Origin of the sequence: Bacillus sp. FSL M7-0003, assembly GCF_038628485.1 — a bacterium.
GTDB lineage: Bacteria > Bacillota > Bacilli > Bacillales > Bacillaceae > Bacillus > Bacillus safensis.
This window is the reverse complement of sequence record NZ_CP152024.1, coordinates 2,753,444-2,778,506: the sequence shown is the minus strand read 5'-3', so window position 1 is coordinate 2,778,506 and position 25,063 is coordinate 2,753,444. Positions and strand designations below refer to the sequence as shown.

At 43.3% G+C, this 25,063-nt stretch carries 27 protein-coding genes, 1 tRNA gene, 2 rRNA genes and 1 riboswitch; of the genes, 23 read left to right on the top strand and 7 right to left on the bottom strand.

The genetic code is table 11. From position 1 onward, the window contains the following. The first annotated feature begins 2 nt into the window (after positions 1-2). From MHI23_RS14345 to MHI23_RS14270, 16 genes are all read left to right on the top strand, one after another. The gene (locus MHI23_RS14345) at positions 3-1,013 is read left to right on the top strand and encodes a phage portal protein (protein WP_125586215.1); all 1,011 of its coding nucleotides are present in this window, start codon (positions 3-5) and stop codon (positions 1,011-1,013) included. Continuing rightward, positions 1,010-1,276, top strand: a complete 267-nt coding sequence (locus tag MHI23_RS14340) for a DUF2577 family protein (RefSeq protein ID WP_024423253.1) — start codon at positions 1,010-1,012, stop codon at positions 1,274-1,276. Before MHI23_RS14345 ends, MHI23_RS14340 begins: the two co-directional genes overlap by 4 nt. A gap of 14 nt (positions 1,277-1,290) precedes the next feature. Next, positions 1,291-1,713 (top strand): DUF2634 domain-containing protein, encoded by a 423-nt coding sequence (locus MHI23_RS14335; RefSeq protein ID WP_024423252.1) that lies wholly within the window; start codon positions 1,291-1,293, stop codon positions 1,711-1,713. Further along, entirely contained in the window at positions 1,706-2,755 is a 1,050-nt protein-coding gene (locus tag MHI23_RS14330) for a baseplate J/gp47 family protein (RefSeq protein ID WP_125586217.1), read from the top strand. The genes MHI23_RS14335 and MHI23_RS14330 overlap by 8 nt, the downstream gene beginning before the upstream one ends. Next, entirely contained in the window at positions 2,739-3,662 is a 924-nt protein-coding gene (locus tag MHI23_RS14325; protein ID WP_125586219.1) for a YmfQ family protein, read from the top strand. Before MHI23_RS14330 ends, MHI23_RS14325 begins: the two co-directional genes overlap by 17 nt. Positions 3,663-3,673: 11 nt before the next feature. Next, positions 3,674-4,057, top strand: a complete 384-nt coding sequence (locus MHI23_RS14320) for a phage tail protein (protein ID WP_024423249.1) — start codon at positions 3,674-3,676, stop codon at positions 4,055-4,057. 15 nt (positions 4,058-4,072) lie between these two features. Next, entirely contained in the window at positions 4,073-4,951 is an 879-nt protein-coding gene (locus tag MHI23_RS14315) for a hypothetical protein (protein WP_125586220.1), read from the top strand. Positions 4,952-4,961: 10 nt separating this feature from the next. Beyond that, on the top strand, positions 4,962-5,291 hold the full coding sequence (locus MHI23_RS14310; RefSeq protein ID WP_125586222.1) for an XkdW family protein: 330 nt from the start codon (positions 4,962-4,964) through the stop codon (positions 5,289-5,291). After that, positions 5,288-5,461, top strand: coding sequence for an XkdX family protein (locus MHI23_RS14305; RefSeq protein ID WP_125586224.1), 174 nt, complete (start codon positions 5,288-5,290; stop codon positions 5,459-5,461). Before MHI23_RS14310 ends, MHI23_RS14305 begins: the two co-directional genes overlap by 4 nt. A gap of 7 nt (positions 5,462-5,468) precedes the next feature. After that, positions 5,469-6,584, top strand: coding sequence for a hypothetical protein (locus tag MHI23_RS14300; RefSeq protein ID WP_125586226.1), 1,116 nt, complete (start codon positions 5,469-5,471; stop codon positions 6,582-6,584). 12 nt (positions 6,585-6,596) lie between these two features. Then, positions 6,597-6,917: a hypothetical protein gene (locus MHI23_RS14295; RefSeq protein WP_024425888.1), complete on the top strand. Its 321-nt coding sequence runs from the start codon at positions 6,597-6,599 to the stop codon at positions 6,915-6,917. After that, on the top strand, positions 6,914-7,057 hold the full coding sequence (locus MHI23_RS14290; protein ID WP_034624530.1) for an XkdX family protein: 144 nt from the start codon (positions 6,914-6,916) through the stop codon (positions 7,055-7,057). The genes MHI23_RS14295 and MHI23_RS14290 overlap by 4 nt, the downstream gene beginning before the upstream one ends. Positions 7,058-7,093: 36 nt before the next feature. Continuing rightward, a complete protein-coding gene (locus MHI23_RS14285; protein WP_017367922.1) occupies positions 7,094-7,306 on the top strand; it encodes a BhlA/UviB family holin-like peptide in 213 nt (70 codons plus the stop codon). A gap of 12 nt (positions 7,307-7,318) precedes the next feature. Then, the gene (locus tag MHI23_RS14280) at positions 7,319-7,582 is read left to right on the top strand and encodes a phage holin (protein WP_024423242.1); all 264 of its coding nucleotides are present in this window, start codon (positions 7,319-7,321) and stop codon (positions 7,580-7,582) included. Positions 7,583-7,601: 19 nt separating this feature from the next. Further along, on the top strand, positions 7,602-8,405 hold the full coding sequence (locus MHI23_RS14275; RefSeq protein WP_125586228.1) for an N-acetylmuramoyl-L-alanine amidase: 804 nt from the start codon (positions 7,602-7,604) through the stop codon (positions 8,403-8,405). A gap of 115 nt (positions 8,406-8,520) precedes the next feature. After that, the gene (locus tag MHI23_RS14270) at positions 8,521-8,673 is read left to right on the top strand and encodes a hypothetical protein (protein WP_164512158.1); all 153 of its coding nucleotides are present in this window, start codon (positions 8,521-8,523) and stop codon (positions 8,671-8,673) included. 83 nt (positions 8,674-8,756) lie between these two features. Here the strand turns inward: MHI23_RS14270 and MHI23_RS14265 are convergent. Then, positions 8,757-8,829, bottom strand: a tRNA-Ala gene (locus MHI23_RS14265). 72 nt (positions 8,830-8,901) lie between these two features. After that, positions 8,902-9,459, bottom strand: a complete 558-nt coding sequence (locus tag MHI23_RS14260; protein WP_024425886.1) for a GbsR/MarR family transcriptional regulator — start codon at positions 9,457-9,459, stop codon at positions 8,902-8,904. 206 nt (positions 9,460-9,665) lie between these two features. Between MHI23_RS14260 and betB the strand changes: the two genes are divergently transcribed. Next, positions 9,666-11,135, top strand: a complete 1,470-nt coding sequence (betB, locus tag MHI23_RS14255) for a betaine-aldehyde dehydrogenase (protein WP_125586232.1) — start codon at positions 9,666-9,668, stop codon at positions 11,133-11,135. Positions 11,136-11,162: 27 nt separating this feature from the next. Beyond that, a complete protein-coding gene (locus MHI23_RS14250; RefSeq protein ID WP_044332570.1) occupies positions 11,163-12,371 on the top strand; it encodes an iron-containing alcohol dehydrogenase in 1,209 nt (402 codons plus the stop codon). Positions 12,372-12,412: 41 nt separating this feature from the next. On the opposite strand, the gene MHI23_RS14245 is transcribed toward MHI23_RS14250, so the two are convergent. Then, entirely contained in the window at positions 12,413-12,892 is a 480-nt protein-coding gene (locus tag MHI23_RS14245) for a DinB family protein (protein WP_034624515.1), read from the bottom strand. A 207-nt stretch (positions 12,893-13,099) separates the two neighbouring features. On the opposite strand from MHI23_RS14245, the gene MHI23_RS14240 reads away from it, so the two are divergent. Continuing rightward, positions 13,100-13,630, top strand: a complete 531-nt coding sequence (locus tag MHI23_RS14240; protein ID WP_034284306.1) for a hypothetical protein — start codon at positions 13,100-13,102, stop codon at positions 13,628-13,630. Between the two features lie 11 nt (positions 13,631-13,641). Continuing rightward, positions 13,642-15,189 (top strand): flotillin family protein, encoded by a 1,548-nt coding sequence (locus tag MHI23_RS14235; RefSeq protein ID WP_024425881.1) that lies wholly within the window; start codon positions 13,642-13,644, stop codon positions 15,187-15,189. Positions 15,190-15,219: 30 nt separating this feature from the next. Here the strand turns inward: MHI23_RS14235 and ftsW are convergent, their stop codons facing one another. The 3 genes from ftsW to MHI23_RS14220 are packed head-to-tail and all read right to left on the bottom strand — an operon-like array spanning position 15,220 to position 18,166. After that, on the bottom strand, positions 15,220-16,362 hold the full coding sequence (gene ftsW / locus MHI23_RS14230) for a putative lipid II flippase FtsW (protein WP_268436894.1): 1,143 nt from the start codon (positions 16,360-16,362) through the stop codon (positions 15,220-15,222). Then, positions 16,359-17,513 (bottom strand): rod shape-determining protein RodA, encoded by a 1,155-nt coding sequence (rodA, locus tag MHI23_RS14225; protein ID WP_342492026.1) that lies wholly within the window; start codon positions 17,511-17,513, stop codon positions 16,359-16,361. Before rodA ends, ftsW begins: the two co-directional genes overlap by 4 nt. A gap of 14 nt (positions 17,514-17,527) precedes the next feature. After that, positions 17,528-18,166: a DUF1232 domain-containing protein gene (locus MHI23_RS14220; protein WP_125586238.1), complete on the bottom strand. Its 639-nt coding sequence runs from the start codon at positions 18,164-18,166 to the stop codon at positions 17,528-17,530. Between the two features lie 171 nt (positions 18,167-18,337). Here MHI23_RS14220 and MHI23_RS14215 point away from each other — a divergent pair, with 171 nt between their 5' ends. Further along, on the top strand, positions 18,338-18,892 hold the full coding sequence (locus MHI23_RS14215) for a GNAT family N-acetyltransferase (RefSeq protein WP_342492025.1): 555 nt from the start codon (positions 18,338-18,340) through the stop codon (positions 18,890-18,892). Between the two features lie 240 nt (positions 18,893-19,132). Here the strand turns inward: MHI23_RS14215 and thiT are convergent, their stop codons facing one another. Next, complete coding sequence (gene thiT, locus MHI23_RS14210; protein WP_025094237.1) at positions 19,133-19,708, bottom strand: energy-coupled thiamine transporter ThiT; 576 nt, start codon at positions 19,706-19,708, stop codon at positions 19,133-19,135. A gap of 98 nt (positions 19,709-19,806) precedes the next feature. Further along, positions 19,807-19,908: riboswitch (TPP riboswitch) on the bottom strand. 434 nt (positions 19,909-20,342) lie between these two features. Between thiT and MHI23_RS14205 the strand changes: the two genes are divergently transcribed. Together MHI23_RS14205 and MHI23_RS14200 are read left to right on the top strand one after the other, a co-directional pair. Further along, a 16S ribosomal RNA gene (locus tag MHI23_RS14205) occupies positions 20,343-21,891 on the top strand. Between the two features lie 182 nt (positions 21,892-22,073). Continuing rightward, positions 22,074-25,004 (top strand): 23S ribosomal RNA (locus MHI23_RS14200). The 16S and 23S rRNA genes sit together here, the layout of an rRNA operon. The last annotated feature ends 59 nt before the right edge of the window (positions 25,005-25,063 follow it).

Here is a 25,063-nt window from a genome sequence, read left to right as displayed (position 1 = left end):
CATTGATTGAGCTTTTTGCCATCAGAAGCGGCACCATGTATGAGCTTGTCACAGAGAGTGTGACACTTCAGGGGCAAAGGTATCAAGCCCCTCGCTCTATTCAGGCAAATATTATCACAAAGCAAGGCAGTCAAACATATTACCGTGTCTCGGAAGGGGACACGGTTCTTTTTAAATGGAAAGGAAAAGAGCTGTTTAGAGGCATCGTTTTTTCCCGGACGCCGGTTGAAGGAAAGCTGACCTTTACCGCATACGATATGCTTCAATATTTGGTGAAAAACCAAGATGTCTATGTTTTTTCAAATCAAAGAGCAGATCAAATCTTAAGGCGGATTGGAGCTGACTTTCAAATTCCAATGACCTCCATCTCCAATACAGGACATGTCATAAAATCACTAGTGTTTAAAAATGATACAAGCTTGTATGACATGATATTGAAAGCATTGAAAGAAACGAAGCGGCAAACAGGAAGAAACTATCAAATCTATTCTGCTAAAGGCAAGATGGGGCTGAGAGCCTGGCCTGATCCAGAGGACGTCTGGGTCATTGAATCAGGCGTCAATCTCATCAGCTATCAATACAGCACCTCGATCGAAGAGACAGCCACTCGTGTCAAGATGCGTACGTCTGCTGATGAACAGGGGAAGAATAAGAAAAAAGGCAGTAAATCCGAGATTGTGGTGATTGAACAGGATAAAGCCAGTCAGAATAAATACGGTATTTTACAGCATGTTGAGACAGTCACTGGGCAAATCAACCAGCCGCAATTGCAAAAAAGAGCCAAAGTACGGCTGGCAGAGAAAAAAGGCGTCAAACAAGAAGTCAAAAGTATACAAGCCCTAGGAATTCCTGAGCTGCAAAGCGGTCTCCCGATCTATTTGAAAATTCCTGAAATCAACGTAAAAAAAACTTACTGGATCGATCAAGACAAACATGAATTCAGTGGGGTGAAACACACCATGACCATTGATGTTGTTGAGAAAAATTCCATGTCAAAGGGTGATCAAGCGTGAGATTAAGTGAAGCGATTAAACGATTAGCAGTGAATGCAGTAGACGCAGAATCGCCAATTGATCTTGTTATCGGAGAAGTCACGGCAGTTTCCCCTCTGAGCATCCGATTAAATGAAAATCATAAGCTGATCATTCCAGAAGAATTACTGATTTGGCCGAAGCGCTTAAATAAGGGTGAGGATGATGAGCTGAAAAGGGGAGACAGTATTATGGTGCTTGCAATGGCAGGAGGCCAGTCCTTTTACATCATCGACAAATTGTAAGGGAGGTGATGAACGTGGCACTTTCACCAGAGGAAGAAATCGAGGAAATAGAAGAAGATGAAGAGGTCGAAACCTCAACGACGTATCGAATAGATTTTGAAACTGGCAGACTGACAGGCGAAACCATTTCAGGTATTGAGGCAATCCGGCAATTTATTTATATGACGCTTAGGACAGAGAGGTATGCACATCCTATCTACAGCCACGACATTGGCACTGAAATTCAGGAGCTGTTGACGGATACAGAAGCTACAGATGAATACAAAGAAATGGAGATTCCAAGGCTGCTAGAGGAAGCGCTGCTCGTTGACGAACGGATTGATCATATTGAAGAGTTAGAGGTCACAAAACAAAATGACTCGTTTCATGTCAAACTAGCGATTGTCACAGATGAGGGCACATTAGAAATAGAGGAGGTGATGGAGGGCGATGTTTGAGGAACAGACGTACGAAGCATTAATGGAAAGAATGCTGGACAGACTGCCAGATGATATAGATAAAAGAGAAAACAGCGTCATTTGGAATGCCTTGGCACCTGCTGCCGCTGAACTGGCCCAGTCCTATATTTGGCTTGACCAAGTGTTTGAGCTGGTCTTTGCAGACACAGCACAAGGAGAGTTTCTAGATCGGCGGGCTGCTGAAGTAGGGATCGAAAGAAAACCAGCCACTAAAGCGGTTTGGTCAGCGGTCATTCAGCCAGACAATATCAACATACCAGCTGGCTCACGTTTTTTTATTGAAGACGTTTATTTCCAGTATTCGAAGGATGGTACGCTAGAATGCGAGACAACTGGTAAAGCTGGCAATGTTCAACTAACAGATCAGCCGCTGCTGTCACTTGATACAATTCCAGGACTTGAATCGATTAAGATGAAAGAACTGGTGATACCAGGTCAAGAGGAGGAAGATGACGCTTCTTTATATGATCGATATTTAATACGTGCGAGGCGGGAGGCTGTCAGTGCCAACAGGGCGCATTATAAAAAATGGGCTGAGGAAGTGCCCGGTGTTGGCAGAGCGAAAGTGTTCCCGCTTTGGAACGGAGAAGGGACAGTCAAAATTGTCATCACAGATGGCAATCTAGATGTTGCATCAGACCTTCTTGTCAAAAGGGTACAGGAATATATCGATCCAGTGCCAGGTGAAGGAGAAGGACAAGCGCCTATAGGCTCGAAAGCAACCGTTGAAAGCGCCAAATGGCTGGATATCGACATAGAAGTGGCTGTCGAACTTCAAATGGACTGGACCCTTGAAGGAGCTCAGAAAGAAATAGAAGAAAAGGTCAAGACGCTGTTGAAATCAATCGCATTTGAAAAGAGTACCATTCGAATGTCCGCCTTAAATGATATTCTGTACCATTCAGAAAGTGTGTCAGATTATGCAGATGTGTTATTGAATGGAGAGTCGAAAAACTTAGTATTACAGGACATTGAGATTCCGCGTCTTAGGCAGGTGAAGGTTATTGAGCAAACAGGATGAAATGAAAAACTACCTGCCGCCATATTTTACAGAGATTTATGAAGTTGATCACCTGCTCAAGACAGAGGCACCGGAATTTGAGGGATTGGACGAATCTATTTTCGACTTAACGGATCAGTTCTTTCCTCTAACAGCGACATGGGGATTGAATAGATGGGAAAGAATGCTGAAGGTGCAGCGGGAATCAGATGATTCAATTGAACTGCGCAGGGCACGCTTACTCAATATGATGTCAAATATTCCCCCAATCACGTACCTTTCATTAGAGAAATCAGTCAATCGCTTTCTCAAGAATCCAAGTGCTGTCATCCGTCTCACAACCAATCGTTATCATTTCGCCTTACGTGTGAACCTAGATGATCTGCAAAACACGAGATATATTGTAGAAATACTTGAAACGTTAAAACCTGCACACTTGGCTTATACGTTCACGGCTTTGCATCATACCGACATACATGAAAAAAATGATCATCACGGGAGGCTCACACTGCGCAGCAGAGTGGGTTTTTTCGATCATATCCCCATTTTACTCAATGGTGAATTTGTCTTAAATGGTACGTTTTATCTCAGCGGAACAAGGGGGACAACGGATGTGCCTGCTCGTTTTCAGCACTCATTAAACATGAGAATGCCGCTTCAACATCAGTCAGACACAGCATATCGCATGAACTATGTCATGAATGGAGCGGTACATGAAACGAAGCAAGGAGCGGCATTGACTTTACGCACAAAAAATCATCTCCAGCATCAAACCAAGAAGAAGATGACGTTCCGTCTGCCAGTACATGTCCAAACTGAGCAGGATGGAAGCTTACTGATCAAGGATCATTACTGGATTCTCGATGGATCTGTTCCACTGGACGGATCAAAAATGCTAGCAGCAACTTCTAAAAAAATAGATTTATAAGGAGGATCACAATGGCTGATCAATTAACCGTAACAACACTGTATGCACGTCAACAAATGGCAAAGGCAAGAGCCGAAGGAACAAAACTCACAAAAGTCGTCAAAATGGCCTTTGGAAATGGGGGAACGAAGGATGGAAAACCGATCTCTCTAGACGGCACTGAACAAAAACTCAAAAAAGAACTAGTTCAAAAAAATATTGATTCGTTTACTTTCATGGAACCAGCAAAAATCCGCTACACCTGCACGATCGCCGAGGGAGAACTGGCAGGAGAAGTGATCAACGAACTAGCACTTGTCGACGAAGACGGTAAATTCACCGCCATCCGCACCATGACAGACAAACAAAAAGATGGCGACATCGAATTTGTTTTTGAGATTGATGATATTTATTAATGGAGGAGAAATGAAGTGGACATAAAATCACCTTTACCGTTTGAAACCTCTGACAAAGCACATGCCAATTTGTTTAACCGGATGGTCGACACACTTGTGGAAAATGACAATGCGCTTAGTAAACAAATAGCAGGGATCACAAATGAAAGCTTATTCAAACTAACAGGGGATCAAGCCATTCAAGATGCAACAGTCAGCGGCGAGGAATATCCAATAGGTATTACATTCATGGATATTGGTCAAGCCAATGATACGGGATACCCTACAAGATTCGGCTTTGTGAAAAATGAAAAATATAGTAACTTTCGATTTGTTCAATATTATTATGGGACTGGAAACGAAGCAGGCAGCTATTTTGATAGCACAGGTACGTGGTGCCGTCATTGGTGGACTGGATCGGGTTGGACCGACTGGCATAAGCTCTCAGGTTTTCTTCATACGAACATTGGTACAACTGGGAAGCAGTTGCTTAATAATGCTGAGCGACAAAAAATCCTTTTTAATCGAAAAATCAAAGATAGTCACAATAATTTTGATATAAAAAATAGTCGTTTTATTTGTCCGGAAAACGGAATGTACCTAGTAAACGCTGGAGTCTATATTGAGACGGTTCAAATGTATGCAAATTTTGAGCTGTCTATCTTTTTAAATGGTAAAAATTATAAAAATATATCTCATTATAGACATCTCCCTGCTACACCCTCTGAAACGGCAAAACTTGATATAGGTTTATATGGGGCTGCGAATGTTCCAGCAAATAAAGGAGATTACGTTGAAATTTACATGTATATAGGCTATGCGGGAAATTCTGATCGTTATATATCTGATAATTCAGGCTGGTACAACTATTTCGATATTACGGAATTAGGCGGCCGCAATTTCCCGAGAGTATAGGAGGGTTTTGATGATTTTATATGAAGCCATTAAATATAAATATCCAGATGCGGATCCGCAAAAGGATTTTGAACTAAGAAATGACGGTGCTGGTTCGTATATAGATGAATGGTATCTGGATGTGCCCAAACCAACAGAGAAAGAGTTGAAAAAATGGTGGGAGGAATCACAAGCCAATCCAAGGTATCAACCACCGCTCCCGCTAGATTATCTAGCACAAGAAGTAGCAAAAGAAAAGCTGATGAGAAAACAGCTTGAACATCAATGTGATCTTCTATCAAACGAACTAAAAGCGCTAAAAAATGAGATCCTTTTCATTAAAGGAGAGAGTACAACATGAATTATTGGGTAATGGCATTATATTTTCAATGGGTGACACCTGAGTTGGTCAAACAAGCAGTTGAACTAGGTGATTGTTCGATGGAAGATCTAAATGCAGGATACGAGCAAAGGATACTCACTTTAGAGCAGCTGCAAGAGATTGAATCAAATTTCAAGGCAAGGGAGTGAAAGTCGAATGGAAATAAAAGAACCAAAAGCTTTTGAAGTGAATGATAAAGCGCATGCAGATCTGTTTAATGACATGGTCAAAGTACTACTTGAAAATGATACTGGACTATTAGAGCAGCTCTTAAAACATACAAATGATGGGAGAGTACATGCGTCTGAAGAAGAAAAGAAAAAATGGAATGACTCACAAATCTATAAAATAACTGCAGATAACGGTATGCAGCTTATCAATGTTTCACCAGATTCAAAAATATTTGATGCAATTAAGGATAAAGGAACATGTACATTTTACGCAGCTTCTGGAGTCCAAGATTCTCCATCATCGTCAAATACTTCACTGAGAGGTATGCAAATAGTAGGTCAAAATAATATTGGGGCAGGCTTTGCGGTAGACATAGCAGGGAATGCTTACAGTTTTTACTACAATTCTGGTCATACAACTATTACTTGGACACCACTTCCGAGTAAAGAAGATTTAAATAAATGGAATGGCAGTCAGCTAATCAAAATTACAAATGATACGGGTGGAGTTCGTGTATCTGTAGGAGCTACAGAGAGTTTGTTCGATAAAATTACTCAAACTGGGAAAACATTTGGCACATTTTATTCTCCATCTGGGGTACAGGACAATCCTTCAGCTTTATCGGCACGTGGTTTTTATCACTTTACATCTGCCGATAGTAATAACAAAGGGACTTTTGGATGGGTGATTGCTGTAGATTATCGTAATAACGTCTTTACAAATTATCTAGATTTAAATTTAGGCTGGCAGGGCTGGCGAAGATTAATATCTGATGCTGATTTTGAAAATGTTCAGTGGCTAAATGTCACATTAGACAATGGTTCTTCTATTGGTGACAGACCGGTTCAATATGTTAAATGGGGAAACTTATTATTGTTGAGAGGTCATCTAGTAGCAAATAGAGAAGTTATCTGCGGGAAAATTCCAATTACTGGATTACCTGATAAAGGCATAGTAGTATCAGTACCAGTATCAGGTACAACGGGTCATAGTAAATTATATATATATAAGACAGGAGAGCTAAAATTAACCGGTTTACATGCAGTGAATAACAGTGCAGTAACTGGCTACTATTTAGACACAGTCGTCCCATTAAATTAAGGAAGTGATAGTATGATACAAGTTTATGAGTACAATCATCAAAATGAATTGGTCAGACCTATAGTAGTGTTTGAGAGGGATGATGAAGGAAATTATATCATTCCAGATCAATGCACAACAATTGCTCCACCCAATAATCCTTCTTTTTATAAAGCAGCTTTTGATGTGGAAAAACAACAATGGTATGAATCTGCGACACAGGAGTATATAGATAGCCTAAAACCAGCCCCTCGCCCGCCAAATGATATAGAACTATTAAAGAAACAAAATGCTTTATTATCAAAACAATTAACGCAGCTATTTGCTATCTTTAAAGGAGCTGAATCAAAATGATGTTTCCAACTGTAGCAGATATCAAACAATTTTGGGACTGGCAATGTTACGGCCCAGAGGACATTGCATTTTATGTAAGCATCGGCTGGATCTCGGCAGATGACTATCAAGACATAACAGGAGACAAATACGAAGCCTAATGGCTTTATTTTTTTGCCGGAAAGAAGGTGATTCCAATGGAAGTAGATGTTGTTCAAAACTTAATGACCCAAGGCCCATTTGCCGTTCTCTTTTGCTGGATTCTGTTCTATGTTCTCAACACAACAAAGGAAAGAGAAAACAAGCTCAATGAGCAAATCGAGGCGCAAAATGATGTGTTAGCAAAGTTTAGTGAGAAGTATGATGTCGTGATCGACAAGCTTGACAAAATTGAACGGAATTTAAAATAGGAGGTAAATATCATGAAAACATTCGACAAAGGCACTGTGATTCGCACAGTGCTTCTTTTTATTGCTCTGATCAATCAAACGCTTGTCATGTTTGGACAGACGGTGCTGCCGATTAGTGAGGAGCAAGTACAAACCGCAGGTGAGGCACTATATGTGGCAGGTTCTACAATTTTCACTATGGTCACAGCGGTAATAGCTTGGTTTAAAAACAATTATGTGACCTACAAAGGCAAATTACAAAAAGATGCTCTGAAACAAAGAGGGCTAACAAAATGATACTTGAAGGAGAAACGACATGGTAAAAATCATTCAAGCATTGATTCCAAAACAACATCGCAACAGACCCGGAAACACGATGAAGCCGCTCTATATTACAGTGCATAATACATCTAACAGTGCAAAAGGTGCTAATGCGGCCAGTCATGCAGCGTTTGTTGCACGTTCAAGTACCGGTGTCAGCTGGCATTACACCGTTGATGATCAGGTGATTTATCAGCATTTACCGTTAAACGAAAACGGCTGGCACGCAGGGGATGGCAGAGGCACCGGCAATATGAAATCAATTGGAATTGAAATTTGTGAAAATGCAGACGGCAATTTTGAACAAGCAGTTGAAAATGCCCAAAGGCTCATTCGAAAGCTGATGGGAGATTTCGGAATTCCTTTATCAAATGTAGTGCCTCATAAACATTGGAGCGGGAAAGAATGTCCAAGGAAACTTCTCGGACGGTGGGATCAGTTTAAAGCTGGAATAGCCACAACGCATACCGGCAGCAAAAGTACAAGAAAACCAGTTCAAGCAGAAAGTTTGAGCCACAAAACACCCGTTTCCAAACAGAAATCGTCAAATCTGCCATCAGGCATTTTAAAAGTCACCAAGCCCTTAACAAAAGGCCCTCAAGTCACTGCCGTGCAAAAAGCCTTATCATCCCTCTATTATTACCCAGACAAAGGGGCAAAAAACAACGGGATTGACGGCTATTATGGACCGAAAACGGCGAATGCGGTCAAGCGGTTCCAGCTCATGAACGGCTTAGCTGCAGACGGAATTTACGGACCGAAGACGAAGAACAAAATCGAACAACTACAGAAGAAGTGATGATCTATAAAAAAAGCTATCAGCAAGTGAGGAAATGCTTCCTTGCTGATAGCTAACTAAAATTGACTTCATTTGTGATATAATCGGCCAAATCCCTATCATGAGAGGAGAGAAAATGAAAAAAGAACTGTTCCAGATCATCATGCTGTCAATGCTGCTCATCTATTTCATTTATCACGGAATGACGAGCGGTTTCCCTGTGTCCTACATAATCATTCTCATCCTAACTTATCTTTCTGTGATCACATACCGCATCATAAAGTTATGAAGAAAAAACAAAAAACAAACAGAACTGTAACAGATATGTACATAAAAAAACCATCCTTGATTTTACAAGAATGGTTTTTCGTATGGAGCATAGCGGGATCGAACCGCTGACCTCTACGCTGCCAGCGTAGCGCTCTCCCAGCTGAGCTAATGCCCCAAGGTATGACGACATAATTTATTATAATCAATCCTCCTATGAAATTCAAGCTGTAAAACGTAAACACATCGTCTATTTTTCTTTCTGTTCAATCGGAATATAGTCAAAAATTTCACCAGAATGAACAGAGTGGGCTAATCGTCTCAGCCAGTCATAATAGGCTTTTGAGCTTTCAAGCTGCTCAATGAGCTGCTGCGCTTCTTCTTTTACATGTTCCTCCAGCTGATCATCACGCGACACCTCTTGAAGCCGCTCTTGCGCTTCTTCAATTGCCGCTAAATTGACCTCGACCTCACGTTCCCATTTTTGCGGAAAGAAGTTCGTGAAAAACTTAAAAAAGTCTTTTTCCGCAACAAAGCTGTGTTTTCTTCGGCCCCGGTGAAACGTCTTTTTGACAATATTCATGTCTTGCAGCTTTTTCACACCCGTGCTCATACTCGGCTTACTCATTTGCAGCTCTTCACGCATTTCATCCAGTGTCATTTCCTCATTTAAATACATCGTTCCATATAGAATACCTGCACTTCTTGTAATGCCGTAGAGATCCATCGTTTCAGCTATGGAATCAATGACTAGATCTTTAGCAGCTAAAATACGATCTTCTGCTTGCGGTTTTTCCTGCTTTTTCATTTTGTCCCTGCTTTCTATTAAGAAAATTCAATCCGTTCAAAAAAATCTTTATGGACTATATGTTAACGAAAGAATACAAAATGTCAAAATAAATGAAGCATATCTCCCTTTGACAGAAAAATTTGAACATGATAAGTTAATTATGTTCAAAACGTTAAATTTTTATTTAACAAACTTACCAAAGAGAATCAGAGGAGGTTCCTTCTATGAGTCAAACGCTATTTATAGACGGACAATGGGTTGGCGCTAAAAGTAGCGACACACGGGACATCATCAATCCGTTCAATCAAGAAGTGATCGCGACAGTCAGCGAAGGATCTAGAAATGACGCGCAGCTAGCCATTAAAGCAGCGAGAAAAGCCTTCGATCAAGGGGACTGGGCAAACCTGCCTGGACTTGAAAGAGGAAATATTGTGTTTAAGATAGCTGAATTGATTAGACGTGATCTTGATGAACTAGCCAAATTGGAATCGCTTGATACAGGCAAAACATTAGAGGAAAGCAAGGCAGATATGGACGATATTGCGAACGTGTTCCAATATTACGCAGGTCTGGCTGATAAAGATGGCGGGGAAATCATTGCATCGCCAATTCCAAACTCGAAAAGTGAATTAGTCAGAGAGCCTGTCGGTGTATGCGGACAAATCACTCCTTGGAACTATCCATTGCTTCAAGCAAGCTGGAAAATCGCTCCTGCACTTGCGGCGGGAAATACAATCGTTTTAAAGCCAAGTGAAATCACACCACTCACCACAATAAAAGTATTTAAACTCATGGAAGAAGCGGGCGTTCCAGCAGGCGTTGCAAACCTAGTGCTTGGACCTGGAGCAACCGTTGGAAATGAGCTTGCTGTAAATGATCAAGTAGATTTGATTTCATTTACAGGCGGTATTGAAACAGGGAAGAAAATTATGCAGGGAGCCAGCGGGAATGTGAAAAAAATAGCCCTTGAGCTTGGCGGAAAGAATCCGAATATTGTGTTTCAAGATGCTGATTTAGAGTTAGCGGTTGACCAGGCAATGAATGCTGTATTTTTCCATGCAGGGCAAGTGTGTTCAGCAGGTTCACGTTTGCTGGTGGAAGAATCTATTCATGATGAATTTTTAGAAGAACTGGTGAAGCGTACGAAAAAAATCAAGCTAGGCAACGGCTTTGATGAAGACACCCAGAGCGGGCCGCTCATCTCAGCTGAGCATCGAGAAAAAGTAGAAAAATACGTCAGCATCGGTTTAGAAGAAGGCGCTAAGTTAGAGACAGGCGGAAAAAGACCTGACGCAGAGGAGCTGCAAAATGGGTTCTTCTACTTGCCGACCATATTCTCAGGCTGCACGTCAGATATGCGGATTGTGCAGGAAGAAGTCTTTGGACCTGTCCTGACAGTCGAAACCTTCCGTACAGAGGAAGAAGTCATCAAGCTGGCAAATGATACGATTTATGGATTAGCAGGAGCTGTGTGGTCTTCTGATATCAGCAAGGCCGAAAGAGTGGCTCGACAATTAAGATTGGGCACGGTTTGGATCAATGACTTCCATCCTTATTTTGCTCAAGCACCTTGGGGTGGCTACAAGCAATCAGGCATTGGGCGCGAATTAGGACGCACGGGACTTGAAGAATATACCGAGCTGAAGCATTTATATCGAAATACAAAACCTGAAGCAGTTCATTGGTTTAAATAAAAATTACGCATTTGGAGGAGATTCTATATGACACTAAATATGAAAATTGAAAGCATGCAGAAATTCCATACATTTGAAATTCCGACTGTTATCAAACACGGCATTGGTGCAGTGAAACATGTTGGGGAAGAAGTAAAAGCATACGGCGTTTCAAAAGTATTGCTTGTAACAGACCCTGGTATTTATCAAGCCGGCGTGGTGGACCCAGTAATTGCTTCATTAAAAGAAGCACAAATCGATGTCGTTCTATTTGATAAAGTAGAGCCAAATCCGCCAGTCCGTCTAGTGAACGAAGGATCTGCTTTATATGAAAAAGAAAGCTGTAATGGATTAGTCGCAGTAGGCGGCGGCAGTTCAATGGATACAGCAAAGGCAATCGGAGTAGAGGCGACTCATGAAGGCTCAGTCCTTGATTACGAAGCGGCAGAGGGAAAAAAACCGCTAGAAAACAGAATCCCTCCTTTAACCACTATTCCGACAACAGCTGGTACGGGTTCAGAGGTAACGCAGTGGGCGGTCATTACTGATGAAGAAAGAGAATTCAAATTCAATACTGGTGGACCTCTCATTGCAGCTCATCTAACAGTAATTGATCCAGAGCTTCATGTGTCCATGCCGCCTCATGTGACAGCAATGACTGGAATTGACGCGCTTGCTCACGCGATTGAATGCTATACGATGAAATTTGCTCAGCCGATTACAGATGCGGTAGCGCTCATGGCAATTGAATATGCTGCTCATTATATTCGCCGTGCCTTTGCTGATGGCGAGGACTTAGAAGCCAGATATGGAATGGCACAAGCTGCGATGCTTGCCGGGCTTTCTTATGGAAGTGAATCAGCTGGAGCTGCACATGCGATGAGTCAAACACTCGGAGGCATTATTCCTGTAGCGCACGGTCAGTGTGTTGCAGCGATGATGGGACCAGTGATGGAGTATAACTGGAAAGGGTATCCGGAAAAATTCGCTCGAATTGCGCAAGCGTTTGGGATTGATACAAGCAGAATGACAACAGAGGAAGCAGCCAAAGCAGCTGTGAACTGGATGTATGATTTAGTGGAGGATTTAGAAGTTCCTTCATTAGAAGAACAAGGTGTATCAAAAGATATGATTGATCGTTTATCTAAAGAAGCGATGAAAGATCCGCAAACAGTTGGAAACCCAAGAGATTTAAACGAAAAAGCGTACAAATGGATTTATGCTCGCTGCTTTGAGTTAACACCTAAAACGGTGTAACAATGAAAAAAAAGGCTCCCAAAAGGGAGTCTTTTTTATGTCTATAGTTGTTCTTTAATTTCTTTGATTTGATGAATATGGCGTTTTTCGTGTGCGCCGATAAAATCAAGATATTGCTTAAGGGATAGCTCTTTAAACACAGGGTGTGCAATGACGCGTTTGAAATCTTCCTCAGTAAATGTTGATAAAATTTGATTGAGCTGCTCACGAGCTGTATCCAGCTCATCCTTTAAATGTGTAGGTGTCACATGCTTGCGGTCAGGCGCAACAATACTAGGCGCAGTGGCTTTTTTTGAACGGTCCTCTGCCATTTCCACCGGCTTTGGTTCATATTCTTTGATCGGTGCTTTTTTCCCCTCAGCAGCTAGATGTTTTGCTGCAACTAGGTCCATTTTCTTTAAATGATCTGCTACCTCTTGAATACTCCAAGTATCATCAGATAATTTTTGGTTCAATTGTTCTTCGTTCAAACCTTGCAGCTCGTGCCACAATTCTTGTCTTGCTTCATGTAATAAACTCATTTTCTTCATCACCTCAAGATCAAATTTTAACATAAGGGTACATGACAATCATTCTTGAGCTATCCGAAAATCCCTTTGAAGAATTGTGATGAAATATGAAACCTTTACAAAAGTGGTTCGTATTACCTGTTAGAAGGAATACATTGGAGGTGAGTGTGGTCTAAATGAAACAAAAGATGTTCATTTCATGAAGAAAGGATGAGGAAGATGGATGTGTTCGGGCTGCCTCTTCAGACGCTGTATTTATACATATTAATGATATCAGGAATCCTGACACTTGTTTTCGTCTTTTTCGGCGATGTATTTGATGGATTGTTTGAAGCGATCCCTGTTCCATTCCTTCAACCAACATTGATCCTCGCATTTCTTACCTTTTTCTCGGCTGGAGGGTTTATCTCTGAAAAAACAGCAATTGTAGGAAGTGGACTTGGCGCAGTATTATCTGCCATCCTCGCAGTGATCCTTGTGACCTGTTTGAATGTATTTGTATTAGTCCCGCTTTCCTCTGCTGAAGAATCTCTCTCTTATACGGAGGCCGATTTAAAAGGAAGAACTGGGGAGATCATTGTATCTGTTCCAAAAGACGGATTTGGAGAAGTGCTGTTAATCAGTAATAGCGGGAAAATCTCAAAGCCAGCTGTCAGTTTCGACCAAGAGGAGATTCCATATGGAACCCGTGTGCTAGTTGTCGAAGTGAACAAAGGCGTCTTATCTGTTATACCAAATGAAGAAATCTAGGAGGGAATGCTATGCCAGGAACAACGATTTTAGTGATCATTGGAATTGTGCTTGTGATTCTTATTGCACTTATTGGTGTATTTGTTTCTAAATACCGGACAGCAGGTCCAGATGAAGCATTAATCGTCACAGGAAGTTACCTAGGAAGTAAAAATGTCCACGTGGATGAAGGTGGAAACAAGATTAAGATTGTGAGAGGCGGCGGTACCTTTGTACTTCCAGTCTTTCAACAAGCAGAGCCGCTCAGCTTACTATCTAGCAAGCTAGACGTTTCAACACCTGAAGTCTATACCGAACAAGGTGTACCGGTCATGGCGGATGGAACAGCCATCATTAAAATTGGCGGATCGATTGAAGAAATCGCGACTGCTGCAGAGCAATTTTTAGGGAAAACAAAAGAAGACCGCGAAAACGAAGCAAGAGAAGTATTAGAAGGCCACCTTCGTTCCATCTTAGGATCAATGACAGTTGAAGAGATTTATAAAAATAGAGAGAAATTCTCTCAAGAAGTACAACGTGTCGCTTCTCAAGATTTAGCGAAAATGGGTCTTGTCATTGTATCGTTTACGATTAAAGATGTTCGTGATAAAAATGGCTATTTAGAATCTCTAGGTAAACCAAGAATTGCCCAAGTAAAACGCGATGCAGATATTGCAACAGCTGAAGCAGATAAAGAAACACGTATCAAACGTGCCGAAGCAGATAAAGATGCGAAGAAATCTGAGCTTGAGCGTGCTACTGAAATCGCTGAAGCAGAAAAGATCAATGAGCTGAAAAGAGCAGAATTCAGACGTGAACAGGATACGGCGAAAGCAAGTGCTGACCAAGCGTACGATCTAGAAACAGCTCGTAACCGACAGCACGTAACTGAACAAGAAATGCAAGTCAAAATCATTGAGCGTCAGAAACAAATTGAATTAGAAGAAAAAGAGATTCAGCGTCGTGAACGTCAATACGATTCTGAAGTGAAAAAGAAAGCAGATGCGGACCGTTATGCTGTTGAGCAGTCAGCTGCGGCGGAAAAAGCGAAACGCCTCGCTGAAGCAGATGCGAAGAAATACAGCATCGAAGCAATGGCCAAAGCAGAAGCTGAGAAAGTCCGTATTGACGGGCTTGCCAAAGCGGAAGCGGATCGTGCAAAAGGGGAAACAGAAGCAGAAGTCATTAGACTAAAAGGCCTTGCAGAAGCCGAAGCGAAAGAGAAAATCGCTGAAGCATTCGAACAGTATGGTCAGGCAGCCATTCTTGATATGATTGTGAAAATGCTACCTGAATATGCGAAGCAAGTATCTGCACCACTTTCTAACATTGATAAAATTACTGTTGTGGATACGGGCGGTAACGGGGAAGGCAGCGGTGCTAATAAAGTCACTGGCTATGCCACAAACCTCATGTCCAGTCTGCAAGAAAGTCTGAAAGCATCCTCTGGAATAGATGTGAAAGAAATTATTGAGAATTTTTCTGGCAAAGGCAATGTGAAGCAAAGCATTCAAGAGCTGACAAACGAGATCAAACAACCAAGAAAAAGCGAAAAAGCGAATCATCAAATAGAAGAATAAAATCAAAAGACACCTTCCAGCAGAAGGTGTCTATTTGGCATGCGCCCGATATGGATTCTTTTTTACATATGAAGAAAGATTCACGAGAATACCAGCCGATATCATCATAAACATTAAGGAGGAGCCGCCATAGCTAATAAAGGGAAGAGGTATGCCTGTAATGGGGAGAAGCCCGAAGACAGCTCCTAGATTAAAGGCTGCTTGGAGCATGATTTGAAACGTGAGCCCGATCGTTAACAGTTTTCCAAATGGGTCGTGTAAAGCTTGCGCAATTCGCATGGCTCGATACATGATGAGGAGATATGCACCAATCACAAGCAAAATCCCCATGATTCCCAGTTCTTCACTGATGATGGCCATGATAAAATCCGTATGGGCTTCAGGAAGAAAGCCCAGTTTTTGAATGCTCCCGCCTAAGCCATTTCCCGTCAGCCCGCCTGAATTCATCGCGAAATACGAATGAATCAGCTGATATCCATCCCCATTTTCATACTGAAAAGGATTACGAAAAGAAGTCAGCCGTTTTAAACGGTAAGGAGCTGTCACAGCAAAAAAAGTGATTCCCGCTGCGGCAGTCCATCCTAGTAAAATAAGATGGCGCGTTTTCAGTCCAGCGCATAATAAAATAATGCCGCAGCTTAATAAAATAGACACAGCTGTGCCTAAATCTGGCTGCTTTAAGATCAATAAAAAAGCAATCCCTAAAAGAATGAGTGGCGGCATTACACCTTTTTTAAAAGATGTAATGTACGCTTGTTTTTTCGCATACACATAGGCAAAATAGATCACCATCACTAGTTTCACAGCTTCTGAAGGCTGGAGCATGAGAGAACCTAGATGAATCCACCGCTGTGAATTATTTTTGACAACACCAATTCCAGGAAGCAGGACAAGGATGAGACATAGCAATGACAGTAAGACAAGCCACTTTATCCATTTGCGATAAATCTGATAAGGGAGAAGAGCGGCAATGAAGAAAAAGAATCCCCCCATCACGAGCCATTGCCATTGTTTGATAAAGAAATAGCTGCCCTGTTCATACTTCACTTCTCCTAAAGGATAACTTGCACTGTAGACCATCAGTAAACCAAATAAGCAGAGAAACACAATCGTACCAACAAGAATGCGGTCGATTCTTTTGAGATGGGATAAAAGGAATGTCATCATCTTCAACCCCAATTGCGACCAAACATATAGGATGATGATCTAAGATTGACACTAAACACGAGACCAATGGCGATCATGTTGGTCAATAGCGCACTGCCTCCATAGCTGATAAAAGGAAGTGCAAGTCCCGTCACAGGCATTAAACCGATTGTCATCCCTACGTTTTGGAAAACTTGAAACATGATCAGCCCAACGACACCTGCACATATGTATAATCCATAGAGTGTATTAGCGTGCATAGCCACGTGAATGATTCGGTAAATCATCATTAAGTACAGACACATCAAAAGAGAGGCGCCAATAAAACCAAACTCCTCACCAATGACGGCAAATATAAAATCCGTATGGGCTTCAGGGATATTGCCACCTTGTACTTGTTGCCCCTTTGTAAAACCGCTTCCTGATAATTGACCTGATCCAATGCCGAGTATCGATTGTTTCAGCTGATACCCGTATGTTGAATCAAATTCATCAGGAGAGAGCCACCCATAAATGCGATCAAGCTGATGAGGCTTAATGATTTTCGTAAAATGCTCAAAATGATGATTGTGCAGATAGATCAAAAAGGCAAGAAGTGCAAGAAAAGCAGCCATTAATGCAGCCGTCATCTTGCTCGAAATCCCTGATACAAGCATCAGTGTAAAGGTAATGGATAAGATCACGAGCGCTGTTCCTAAATCAGGCTGAATTAAGATGAGGAAAAAAGGGACGATAGTCCAGCAAATGACTTTAGTTGTAGGAATGATGCTTTCTTGAAAAGTAAATCGCTGATGCTTGTATTGGTTCAAGACAGCCGCAAGCAGCAGGATCACAAAAATTTTCATGAACTCTGATGGCTGAATTTTGATTGAACCGAAGCTGATCCACCTTTGGGAACCATTTTGACTCGTTCCGAAAAAATGCACAAGAATAATGAGAAAAATACCACCTGCAAATAACCGAAAAGATAAACGTTCAAGCAGCTCATAATCAAAGTAGGCAACTGCTGCCATGAGAGCGAAACCGACGATATACCAGAAAATTTGCCTTTTGACGAAATAAAGCATATCTTGCGTTTCATACTGTCCCGATCCGCTATAAACAGCTAGTAGGCTGATGACAAATAAACAAATAACAGTGAGTAAAAGTGCGAAGTCAATGCTGTACTGTTTTTTCATGGCTTCTTTTCCTGCTATGCCCTATTTGTCAGTTGGTTTAATATGACTTGCACCGCAGCAGCGTCATCAATATAGCCGATCGGAAAAATATAATCTGGTATTAAATCAACAGGCATAATGAAATAAAGGAGTGCGCCTCCCATCAGCATCAATTCTCGAGGAGTTCCTCGTCCATTTATGAATAAACTGTACATGTTTTTCAACTGCTCAAGAAATGGTCCGACGCCGCTTAGCGTCTTCATCTTTTTTTCAAACTTTGCCGTAATCGTTTCTTTTCCTTCAGCTGTTTGGCTGTAGACTTCGTATTCGTTTAACTTTTGTTCCAATTTGGTCTGACTAAACGTACCGTCGTAGACCTCTTGATCTTTTAGGGTTTTTTCAATTTCTTCTACCGCTTGAATGAACGTATCACCGTGCGCCTTTTCGTTTTTAATTGGATACCCTGAAGCAGTCAATAGTTGATCTAATGATATGTTCAGAGATTCTGAAAGCCGCTGCAGATGATTCAAAGTGGGTTTTCTTTTTCCATTCATGATTCTGGACAGTGTCGCTTTATCGATTCCTGTGTATGTGCTGAGCTCTCTTAAAGATAAAGAGCGTTGCTGCAATTTTCCCTTTAAAATTTGCCCAAGCTCTGTTGTCTTAATATCCATTTTCTACGCCATCCTTTTCATTATGTATCAACTCTTCTATAGAAGAAGTCGTACCCAATATAAAGGTGTGTTGACAAAATGTCAACGGATATCCTTTATTGATTGAATTTTAAAAAATAAGAATTTATCATAATATAAATAGGATAAAAACAGTGAGTAGGAGTGGCGCGGATGAAGGTGAGACATGCGGTACATCAAGTTATTCCAAAAATCGCTGAGATTCATGTGAAAAGCTGGCAGACGACTTATCAGGGGATTATTTCGCATGAGTATTTAGATGGTTTAAACATTGAAGATCGGAAAGAGAGCTGGAGAAGAAGGTCACTTGAAGGGACGTTTGTCGCAGAAGATGCGGATGGCGTATTTGGTTTTGCTTCTTTCGGAAAACAACGTGACGAACGTTATTCTACATATGATGGAGAGCTATATGCCATCTATTTATTACAACAGAAACAGAAATCAGGTGCGGGTATTGCCTTAATTGCTAAAGGTGTCGATTATTTAATAGAAAAAGGGTATCAGAAGTTGATGCTATGGGTGTTTGAACAAAATTCGGCAAAACAATTTTATCAAAAACTTCAACCTAGTTTTGTCGTTACCAGCCAGTTCGAGCTGGCTGGCGAGAACCATAATGAAATAGGGTATGGATGGGAGCTGTCTATATTGAATAACCATGTACAGCGAATTAAATCGTCAGCTTCCAGTAATAATGAGAGAAAAAAGTGAAGAGCACAGCAAGCAACATGTAAGAAATAAACGGTGAAGCTTCTACTTTTCCTTTCACGCCTGCTATTTTTAAAGCTTCATAGAAGCCTGCCAAAAAATAAGCAAGACTGAGAATATAACAGCACAGCATAATGGAGTAAGGGCTCATTGTCGTACCTCCAGCATGAAATCTTCTACTATTAATAGATTCCATAGAGCAGCAAATTATGCATAAAAAAATAACCAGCTGAAATCAGCCGGTTATTTTTGACGAGGAAAAACCAAACGGGATGCACTTGGGATAAGTATACAAAGAACGATACTGCAAATAATAAATGAAGGAACCATATATGTGCTGTTATAAATTAAAGAGTAGACCCATCCTGGTGTTCCTTTCGGTGCATATTGAGAAAAGAAAACGACGCCAGAAATAAAGAACGTCAGCAGCCTGAAGAAACTAGCAATAAAAACAGCTAGGGTAATATAGAAGAATTGCTGTTTTCGCTTTTGATCCTGAATGGCTTTTTTGATCAGTCCAGAAAACAGGCCGCTTAAAGAAATGACAACAGATGCAACGAAGTAATCGAGGAATCCTTGAACAGGTGTAGCGATAATCGGGCTATTCATCAGCTGAAGACCTGCGATTAACACACCGATGATAAATCCGGTAGATATTCCCCATCTAATAGACATGAGAATGACGGGAATCATAATCAGCGCAAGAGAACCGCCATTGGGCATTCTTAAAAAGAGACCTGATAAGTAATCTAATACAAGTGCAAGTGAAGTCATAATTGCGATTTCCATCAGTCGTACCAATTGATTTGATTGCTGCATAAAAAAATCTCCTTTTTCATGAATTGAGCAAGGAGAGACCGTGTAAGGATGAGTATGTTATTCATAGAAAAACATATCGATTTGAATACACCGTATGTATTCAAGTGATTCCACATTCCTACTTCAGTATTAACTGACAGGTTCAAAGGGTCAGAACAACGAATGTTCACTCTCAGCACAAAGCTCCCCCTGCGGTTATTTAGTTTCAATCTATTATAAATATACTAAAGACCTGCAGGATCAACAATAGACAATTCCCGAGATAAGCAGCATTTGTATCAATATATAGGGAGAGATAAGGAAAAATAAATTATTTAGAAAAAATACTTGTTTCTTCTTTCAAAAGGTGTTATATTTGTATTCGCCGCTGAAACAGCGCGGTTGATAAATAACATTAAGAAAAAAGTTGTTGACTTTATCTTGATAGAATGTTATATTAATAAAGTCGCCTCTGAGAGACGGCGAAGATGATCTTTGAAAACTAAACAAGACAAAACGTACCTGTTAATTCGAGTTTTTATAAAAAATCCTATGATACTTCATAGGTAGTCAGTCAAACTGGCGAGGCAGGAAATGATCACTTGCTAAGTTCGCTACATCGTGTAGCAACGCATGTGTGATATACATCCTGCATACCTCGGAGAGTTTGATCCTGGCTCAGGACGAACGCTGGCGGCGTGCCTAATACATGCAAGTCGAGCGGACAGAAGGGAGCTTGCTCCCGGATGTTAGCGGCGGACGGGTGAGTAACACGTGGGTAACCTGCCTGTAAGACTGGGATAACTCCGGGAAACCGGAGCTAATACCGGATAGTTCCTTGAACCGCATGGTTCAAGGATGAAAGACGGTTTCGGCTGTCACTTACAGATGGACCCGCGGCGCATTAGCTAGTTGGTGGGGTAATGGCTCACCAAGGCGACGATGCGTAGCCGACCTGAGAGGGTGATCGGCCACACTGGGACTGAGACACGGCCCAGACTCCTACGGGAGGCAGCAGTAGGGAATCTTCCGCAATGGACGAAAGTCTGACGGAGCAACGCCGCGTGAGTGATGAAGGTTTTCGGATCGTAAAGCTCTGTTGTTAGGGAAGAACAAGTGCGAGAGTAACTGCTCGCACCTTGACGGTACCTAACCAGAAAGCCACGGCTAACTACGTGCCAGCAGCCGCGGTAATACGTAGGTGGCAAGCGTTGTCCGGAATTATTGGGCGTAAAGGGCTCGCAGGCGGTTTCTTAAGTCTGATGTGAAAGCCCCCGGCTCAACCGGGGAGGGTCATTGGAAACTGGGAAACTTGAGTGCAGAAGAGGAGAGTGGAATTCCACGTGTAGCGGTGAAATGCGTAGAGATGTGGAGGAACACCAGTGGCGAAGGCGACTCTCTGGTCTGTAACTGACGCTGAGGAGCGAAAGCGTGGGGAGCGAACAGGATTAGATACCCTGGTAGTCCACGCCGTAAACGATGAGTGCTAAGTGTTAGGGGGTTTCCGCCCCTTAGTGCTGCAGCTAACGCATTAAGCACTCCGCCTGGGGAGTACGGTCGCAAGACTGAAACTCAAAGGAATTGACGGGGGCCCGCACAAGCGGTGGAGCATGTGGTTTAATTCGAAGCAACGCGAAGAACCTTACCAGGTCTTGACATCCTCTGACAACCCTAGAGATAGGGCTTTCCCTTCGGGGACAGAGTGACAGGTGGTGCATGGTTGTCGTCAGCTCGTGTCGTGAGATGTTGGGTTAAGTCCCGCAACGAGCGCAACCCTTGATCTTAGTTGCCAGCATTCAGTTGGGCACTCTAAGGTGACTGCCGGTGACAAACCGGAGGAAGGTGGGGATGACGTCAAATCATCATGCCCCTTATGACCTGGGCTACACACGTGCTACAATGGACAGAACAAAGGGCTGCAAGACCGCAAGGTTTAGCCAATCCCATAAATCTGTTCTCAGTTCGGATCGCAGTCTGCAACTCGACTGCGTGAAGCTGGAATCGCTAGTAATCGCGGATCAGCATGCCGCGGTGAATACGTTCCCGGGCCTTGTACACACCGCCCGTCACACCACGAGAGTTTGCAACACCCGAAGTCGGTGAGGTAACCTTTATGGAGCCAGCCGCCGAAGGTGGGGCAGATGATTGGGGTGAAGTCGTAACAAGGTAGCCGTATCGGAAGGTGCGGCTGGATCACCTCCTTTCTAAGGATATATGGAGCAGCGTGCGTTTTCGTCTTGTTTAGTTTTGAAGGATCATTCCTTCAAAACATGTCTCTAGCGAGACAGGATTGTTCTTTGAAAACTAGATAACAATAAGTAATACATTCACATTGAATGCAATGCAAAGTTCATCACACATAGTGATTCTTTCTAAAGTAAGAAATGGTTAAGTTAGAAAGGGCGCACGGTGGATGCCTTGGCACTAGGAGCCGATGAAGGACGGGACGAACACCGATATGCTTCGGGGAGCTGTAAGCAAGCTTTGATCCGGAGATTTCCGAATGGGGAAACCCACTGCTCGTAATGGAGTAGTATCCATACTTGAATACATAGAGTATGAGAAGGCATACCCGGGGAACTGAAACATCTAAGTACCCGGAGGAAGAGAAAGCAAATGCGATTCCCTGAGTAGCGGCGAGCGAAACGGGAACAGCCCAAACCAAGAGGCTTGCCTCTTGGGGTTGTAGGACACTCTATACGGAGTTACAAAGGAACGATATAAGCGAAGAGGTCTGGAAAGGCCCGCCAAAGAAGGTAACAGCCCTGTAACTGAAATGTTGTTCTCTCCAGAGTGGATCCTGAGTACGGCGGAACACGTGAAATTCCGTCGGAATCCGGGAGGACCATCTCCCAAGGCTAAATACTCCCTAGTGACCGATAGTGAACCAGTACCGTGAGGGAAAGGTGAAAAGCACCCCGGAAGGGGAGTGAAATAGATCCTGAAACCGTGTGCCTACAAGTAGTCAGAGCCCGTTAACGGGTGATGGCGTGCCTTTTGTAGAATGAACCGGCGAGTTACGATCCCGTGCAAGGTTAAGCAGAAGATGCGGAGCCGCAGCGAAAGCGAGTCTGAATAGGGCGCATGAGTACGTGGTCGTAGACCCGAAACCAGGTGATCTACCCATGTCCAGGGTGAAGTTCAGGTAACACTGAATGGAGGCCCGAACCCACGCACGTTGAAAAGTGCGGGGATGAGGTGTGGGTAGGGGTGAAATGCCAATCGAACCTGGAGATAGCTGGTTCTCTCCGAAATAGCTTTAGGGCTAGCCTCAAGGTAAGAGTCTCGGAGGTAGAGCACTGATTGGACTAGGGGCCCCTACCGGGTTACCGAATTCAGTCAAACTCCGAATGCCGATGACTTATCCTTGGGAGTCAGACTGCGAGTGATAAGATCCGTAGTCGAAAGGGAAACAGCCCAGACCGCCAGCTAAGGTCCCAAAGTATACGTTAAGTGGAAAAGGATGTGGAGTTGCTTAGACAACCAGGATGTTGGCTTAGAAGCAGCCACCATTTAAAGAGTGCGTAATAGCTCACTGGTCGAGTGACTCTGCGCCGAAAATGTACCGGGGCTAAACGTATCACCGAAGCTGCGGACTGTTCTTACGAACAGTGGTAGGAGAGCGTTCTAAGGGCTGTGAAGCCAGACCGGAAGGACTGGTGGAGCGCTTAGAAGTGAGAATGCCGGTATGAGTAGCGAAAGACGGGTGAGAATCCCGTCCACCGAATGCCTAAGGTTTCCTGAGGAAGGCTCGTCCGCTCAGGGTTAGTCGGGACCTAAGCCGAGGCCGAAAGGCGTAGGCGATGGACAACAGGTTGATATTCCTGTACCACCTCCTCACCATTTGAGCAATGGGGGGACGCAGGAGGATAGGGTAAGCGCGGTATTGGATATCCGCGTCCAAGCAGTTAGGCTGGGAAATAGGCAAATCCGTTTCCCGTGAAGGCTGAGCTGTGATGGCGAGCGAAATTTAGTAGCGAAGTTCCTGATTCCACACTGCCAAGAAAAGCCTCTAGCGAGGTGAGAGGTGCCCGTACCGCAAACCGACACAGGTAGGCGAGGAGAGAATCCTAAGGTGATCGAGAGAACTCTCGTTAAGGAACTCGGCAAAATGACCCCGTAACTTCGGGAGAAGGGGTGCTTCTTAGGGTGTTAAAGCCCCGAGAAGCCGCAGTGAATAGGCCCAGGCGACTGTTTAGCAAAAACACAGGTCTCTGCGAAGCCGTAAGGCGAAGTATAGGGGCTGACGCCTGCCCGGTGCTGGAAGGTTAAGAGGAGCGCTTAGCGTAAGCGAAGGTGCGAATTGAAGCCCCAGTAAACGGCGGCCGTAACTATAACGGTCCTAAGGTAGCGAAATTCCTTGTCGGGTAAGTTCCGACCCGCACGAAAGGCGCAACGATCTGGGCACTGTCTCAACGAGAGACTCGGTGAAATTATAGTACCTGTGAAGATGCAGGTTACCCGCGACAGGACGGAAAGACCCCGTGGAGCTTTACTGCAGCCTGATATTGAATGTTGGTACAGCTTGTACAGGATAGGTAGGAGCCTTGGAAACCGGAGCGCTAGCTTCGGTGGAGGCATCGGTGGGATACTACCCTGGCTGTATTGACCTTCTAACCCGCTGCCCTTATCGGGCAGGGAGACAGTGTCAGGTGGGCAGTTTGACTGGGGCGGTCGCCTCCTAAAATGTAACGGAGGCGCCCAAAGGTTCCCTCAGAATGGTTGGAAATCATTCGCAGAGTGTAAAGGCACAAGGGAGCTTGACTGCGAGACCTACAAGTCGAGCAGGGACGAAAGTCGGGCTTAGTGATCCGGTGGTTCCGCATGGAAGGGCCATCGCTCAACGGATAAAAGCTACCCCGGGGATAACAGGCTTATCTCCCCCAAGAGTCCACATCGACGGGGAGGTTTGGCACCTCGATGTCGGCTCATCGCATCCTGGGGCTGTAGTCGGTCCCAAGGGTTGGGCTGTTCGCCCATTAAAGCGGTACGCGAGCTGGGTTCAGAACGTCGTGAGACAGTTCGGTCCCTATCCGTCGCGGGCGCAGGAAATTTGAGAGGAGCTGTCCTTAGTACGAGAGGACCGGGATGGACGCACCGCTGGTGTACCAGTTGTTCTGCCAAGGGCATCGCTGGGTAGCTATGTGCGGACGGGATAAGTGCTGAAAGCATCTAAGCATGAAGCCCCCCTCAAGATGAGATTTCCCATTCCGCAAGGAAGTAAGATCCCTGAAAGATGATCAGGTTGATAGGTCTGAGGTGGAAGCGTGGTGACACGTGGAGCTGACAGATACTAATAGATCGAGGACTTAACCTATATTCTAATGTGAAGCATGAACATTGTTATCTAGTTTTGAGAGAACATTCTCTCCATCA

Excerpts from the sequence above, each read along its gene's own strand:
- MHI23_RS14330 (WP_125586217.1), top strand. The coding sequence starts at position 1,706 with ATGTTTGAGGAACAGACGTACGAAGCATTAATGGAAAGAATGCTGGAC.
- MHI23_RS14320 (WP_024423249.1), top strand. The coding sequence starts at position 3,674 with ATGGCTGATCAATTAACCGTAACAACACTGTATGCACGTCAACAAATG.
- MHI23_RS14310 (WP_125586222.1), top strand. The coding sequence starts at position 4,962 with ATGATTTTATATGAAGCCATTAAATATAAATATCCAGATGCGGATCCG.
- MHI23_RS14305 (WP_125586224.1), top strand. The coding sequence starts at position 5,288 with ATGAATTATTGGGTAATGGCATTATATTTTCAATGGGTGACACCTGAG.
- MHI23_RS14300 (WP_125586226.1), top strand. The coding sequence starts at position 5,469 with ATGGAAATAAAAGAACCAAAAGCTTTTGAAGTGAATGATAAAGCGCAT.
- MHI23_RS14295 (WP_024425888.1), top strand. The coding sequence starts at position 6,597 with ATGATACAAGTTTATGAGTACAATCATCAAAATGAATTGGTCAGACCT.
- MHI23_RS14290 (WP_034624530.1), top strand. The coding sequence starts at position 6,914 with ATGATGTTTCCAACTGTAGCAGATATCAAACAATTTTGGGACTGGCAA.
- MHI23_RS14285 (WP_017367922.1), top strand. The coding sequence starts at position 7,094 with ATGGAAGTAGATGTTGTTCAAAACTTAATGACCCAAGGCCCATTTGCC.
- MHI23_RS14280 (WP_024423242.1), top strand. The coding sequence starts at position 7,319 with ATGAAAACATTCGACAAAGGCACTGTGATTCGCACAGTGCTTCTTTTT.
- MHI23_RS14275 (WP_125586228.1), top strand. The coding sequence starts at position 7,602 with ATGGTAAAAATCATTCAAGCATTGATTCCAAAACAACATCGCAACAGA.
- MHI23_RS14270 (WP_164512158.1), top strand. The coding sequence starts at position 8,521 with ATGAAAAAAGAACTGTTCCAGATCATCATGCTGTCAATGCTGCTCATC.
- MHI23_RS14260 (WP_024425886.1), bottom strand. The coding sequence starts at position 9,459 with ATGAAAAAGCAGGAAAAACCGCAAGCAGAAGATCGTATTTTAGCTGCT.
- betB (WP_125586232.1), top strand. The coding sequence starts at position 9,666 with ATGAGTCAAACGCTATTTATAGACGGACAATGGGTTGGCGCTAAAAGT.
- MHI23_RS14250 (WP_044332570.1), top strand. The coding sequence starts at position 11,163 with ATGACACTAAATATGAAAATTGAAAGCATGCAGAAATTCCATACATTT.
- MHI23_RS14245 (WP_034624515.1), bottom strand. The coding sequence starts at position 12,892 with ATGAGTTTATTACATGAAGCAAGACAAGAATTGTGGCACGAGCTGCAA.
- MHI23_RS14240 (WP_034284306.1), top strand. The coding sequence starts at position 13,100 with ATGGATGTGTTCGGGCTGCCTCTTCAGACGCTGTATTTATACATATTA.
- MHI23_RS14235 (WP_024425881.1), top strand. The coding sequence starts at position 13,642 with ATGCCAGGAACAACGATTTTAGTGATCATTGGAATTGTGCTTGTGATT.
- rodA (WP_342492026.1), bottom strand. The coding sequence starts at position 17,513 with ATGAAAAAACAGTACAGCATTGACTTCGCACTTTTACTCACTGTTATT.
- MHI23_RS14220 (WP_125586238.1), bottom strand. The coding sequence starts at position 18,166 with ATGGATATTAAGACAACAGAGCTTGGGCAAATTTTAAAGGGAAAATTG.
- MHI23_RS14215 (WP_342492025.1), top strand. The coding sequence starts at position 18,338 with ATGAAGGTGAGACATGCGGTACATCAAGTTATTCCAAAAATCGCTGAG.
- thiT (WP_025094237.1), bottom strand. The coding sequence starts at position 19,708 with ATGCAGCAATCAAATCAATTGGTACGACTGATGGAAATCGCAATTATG.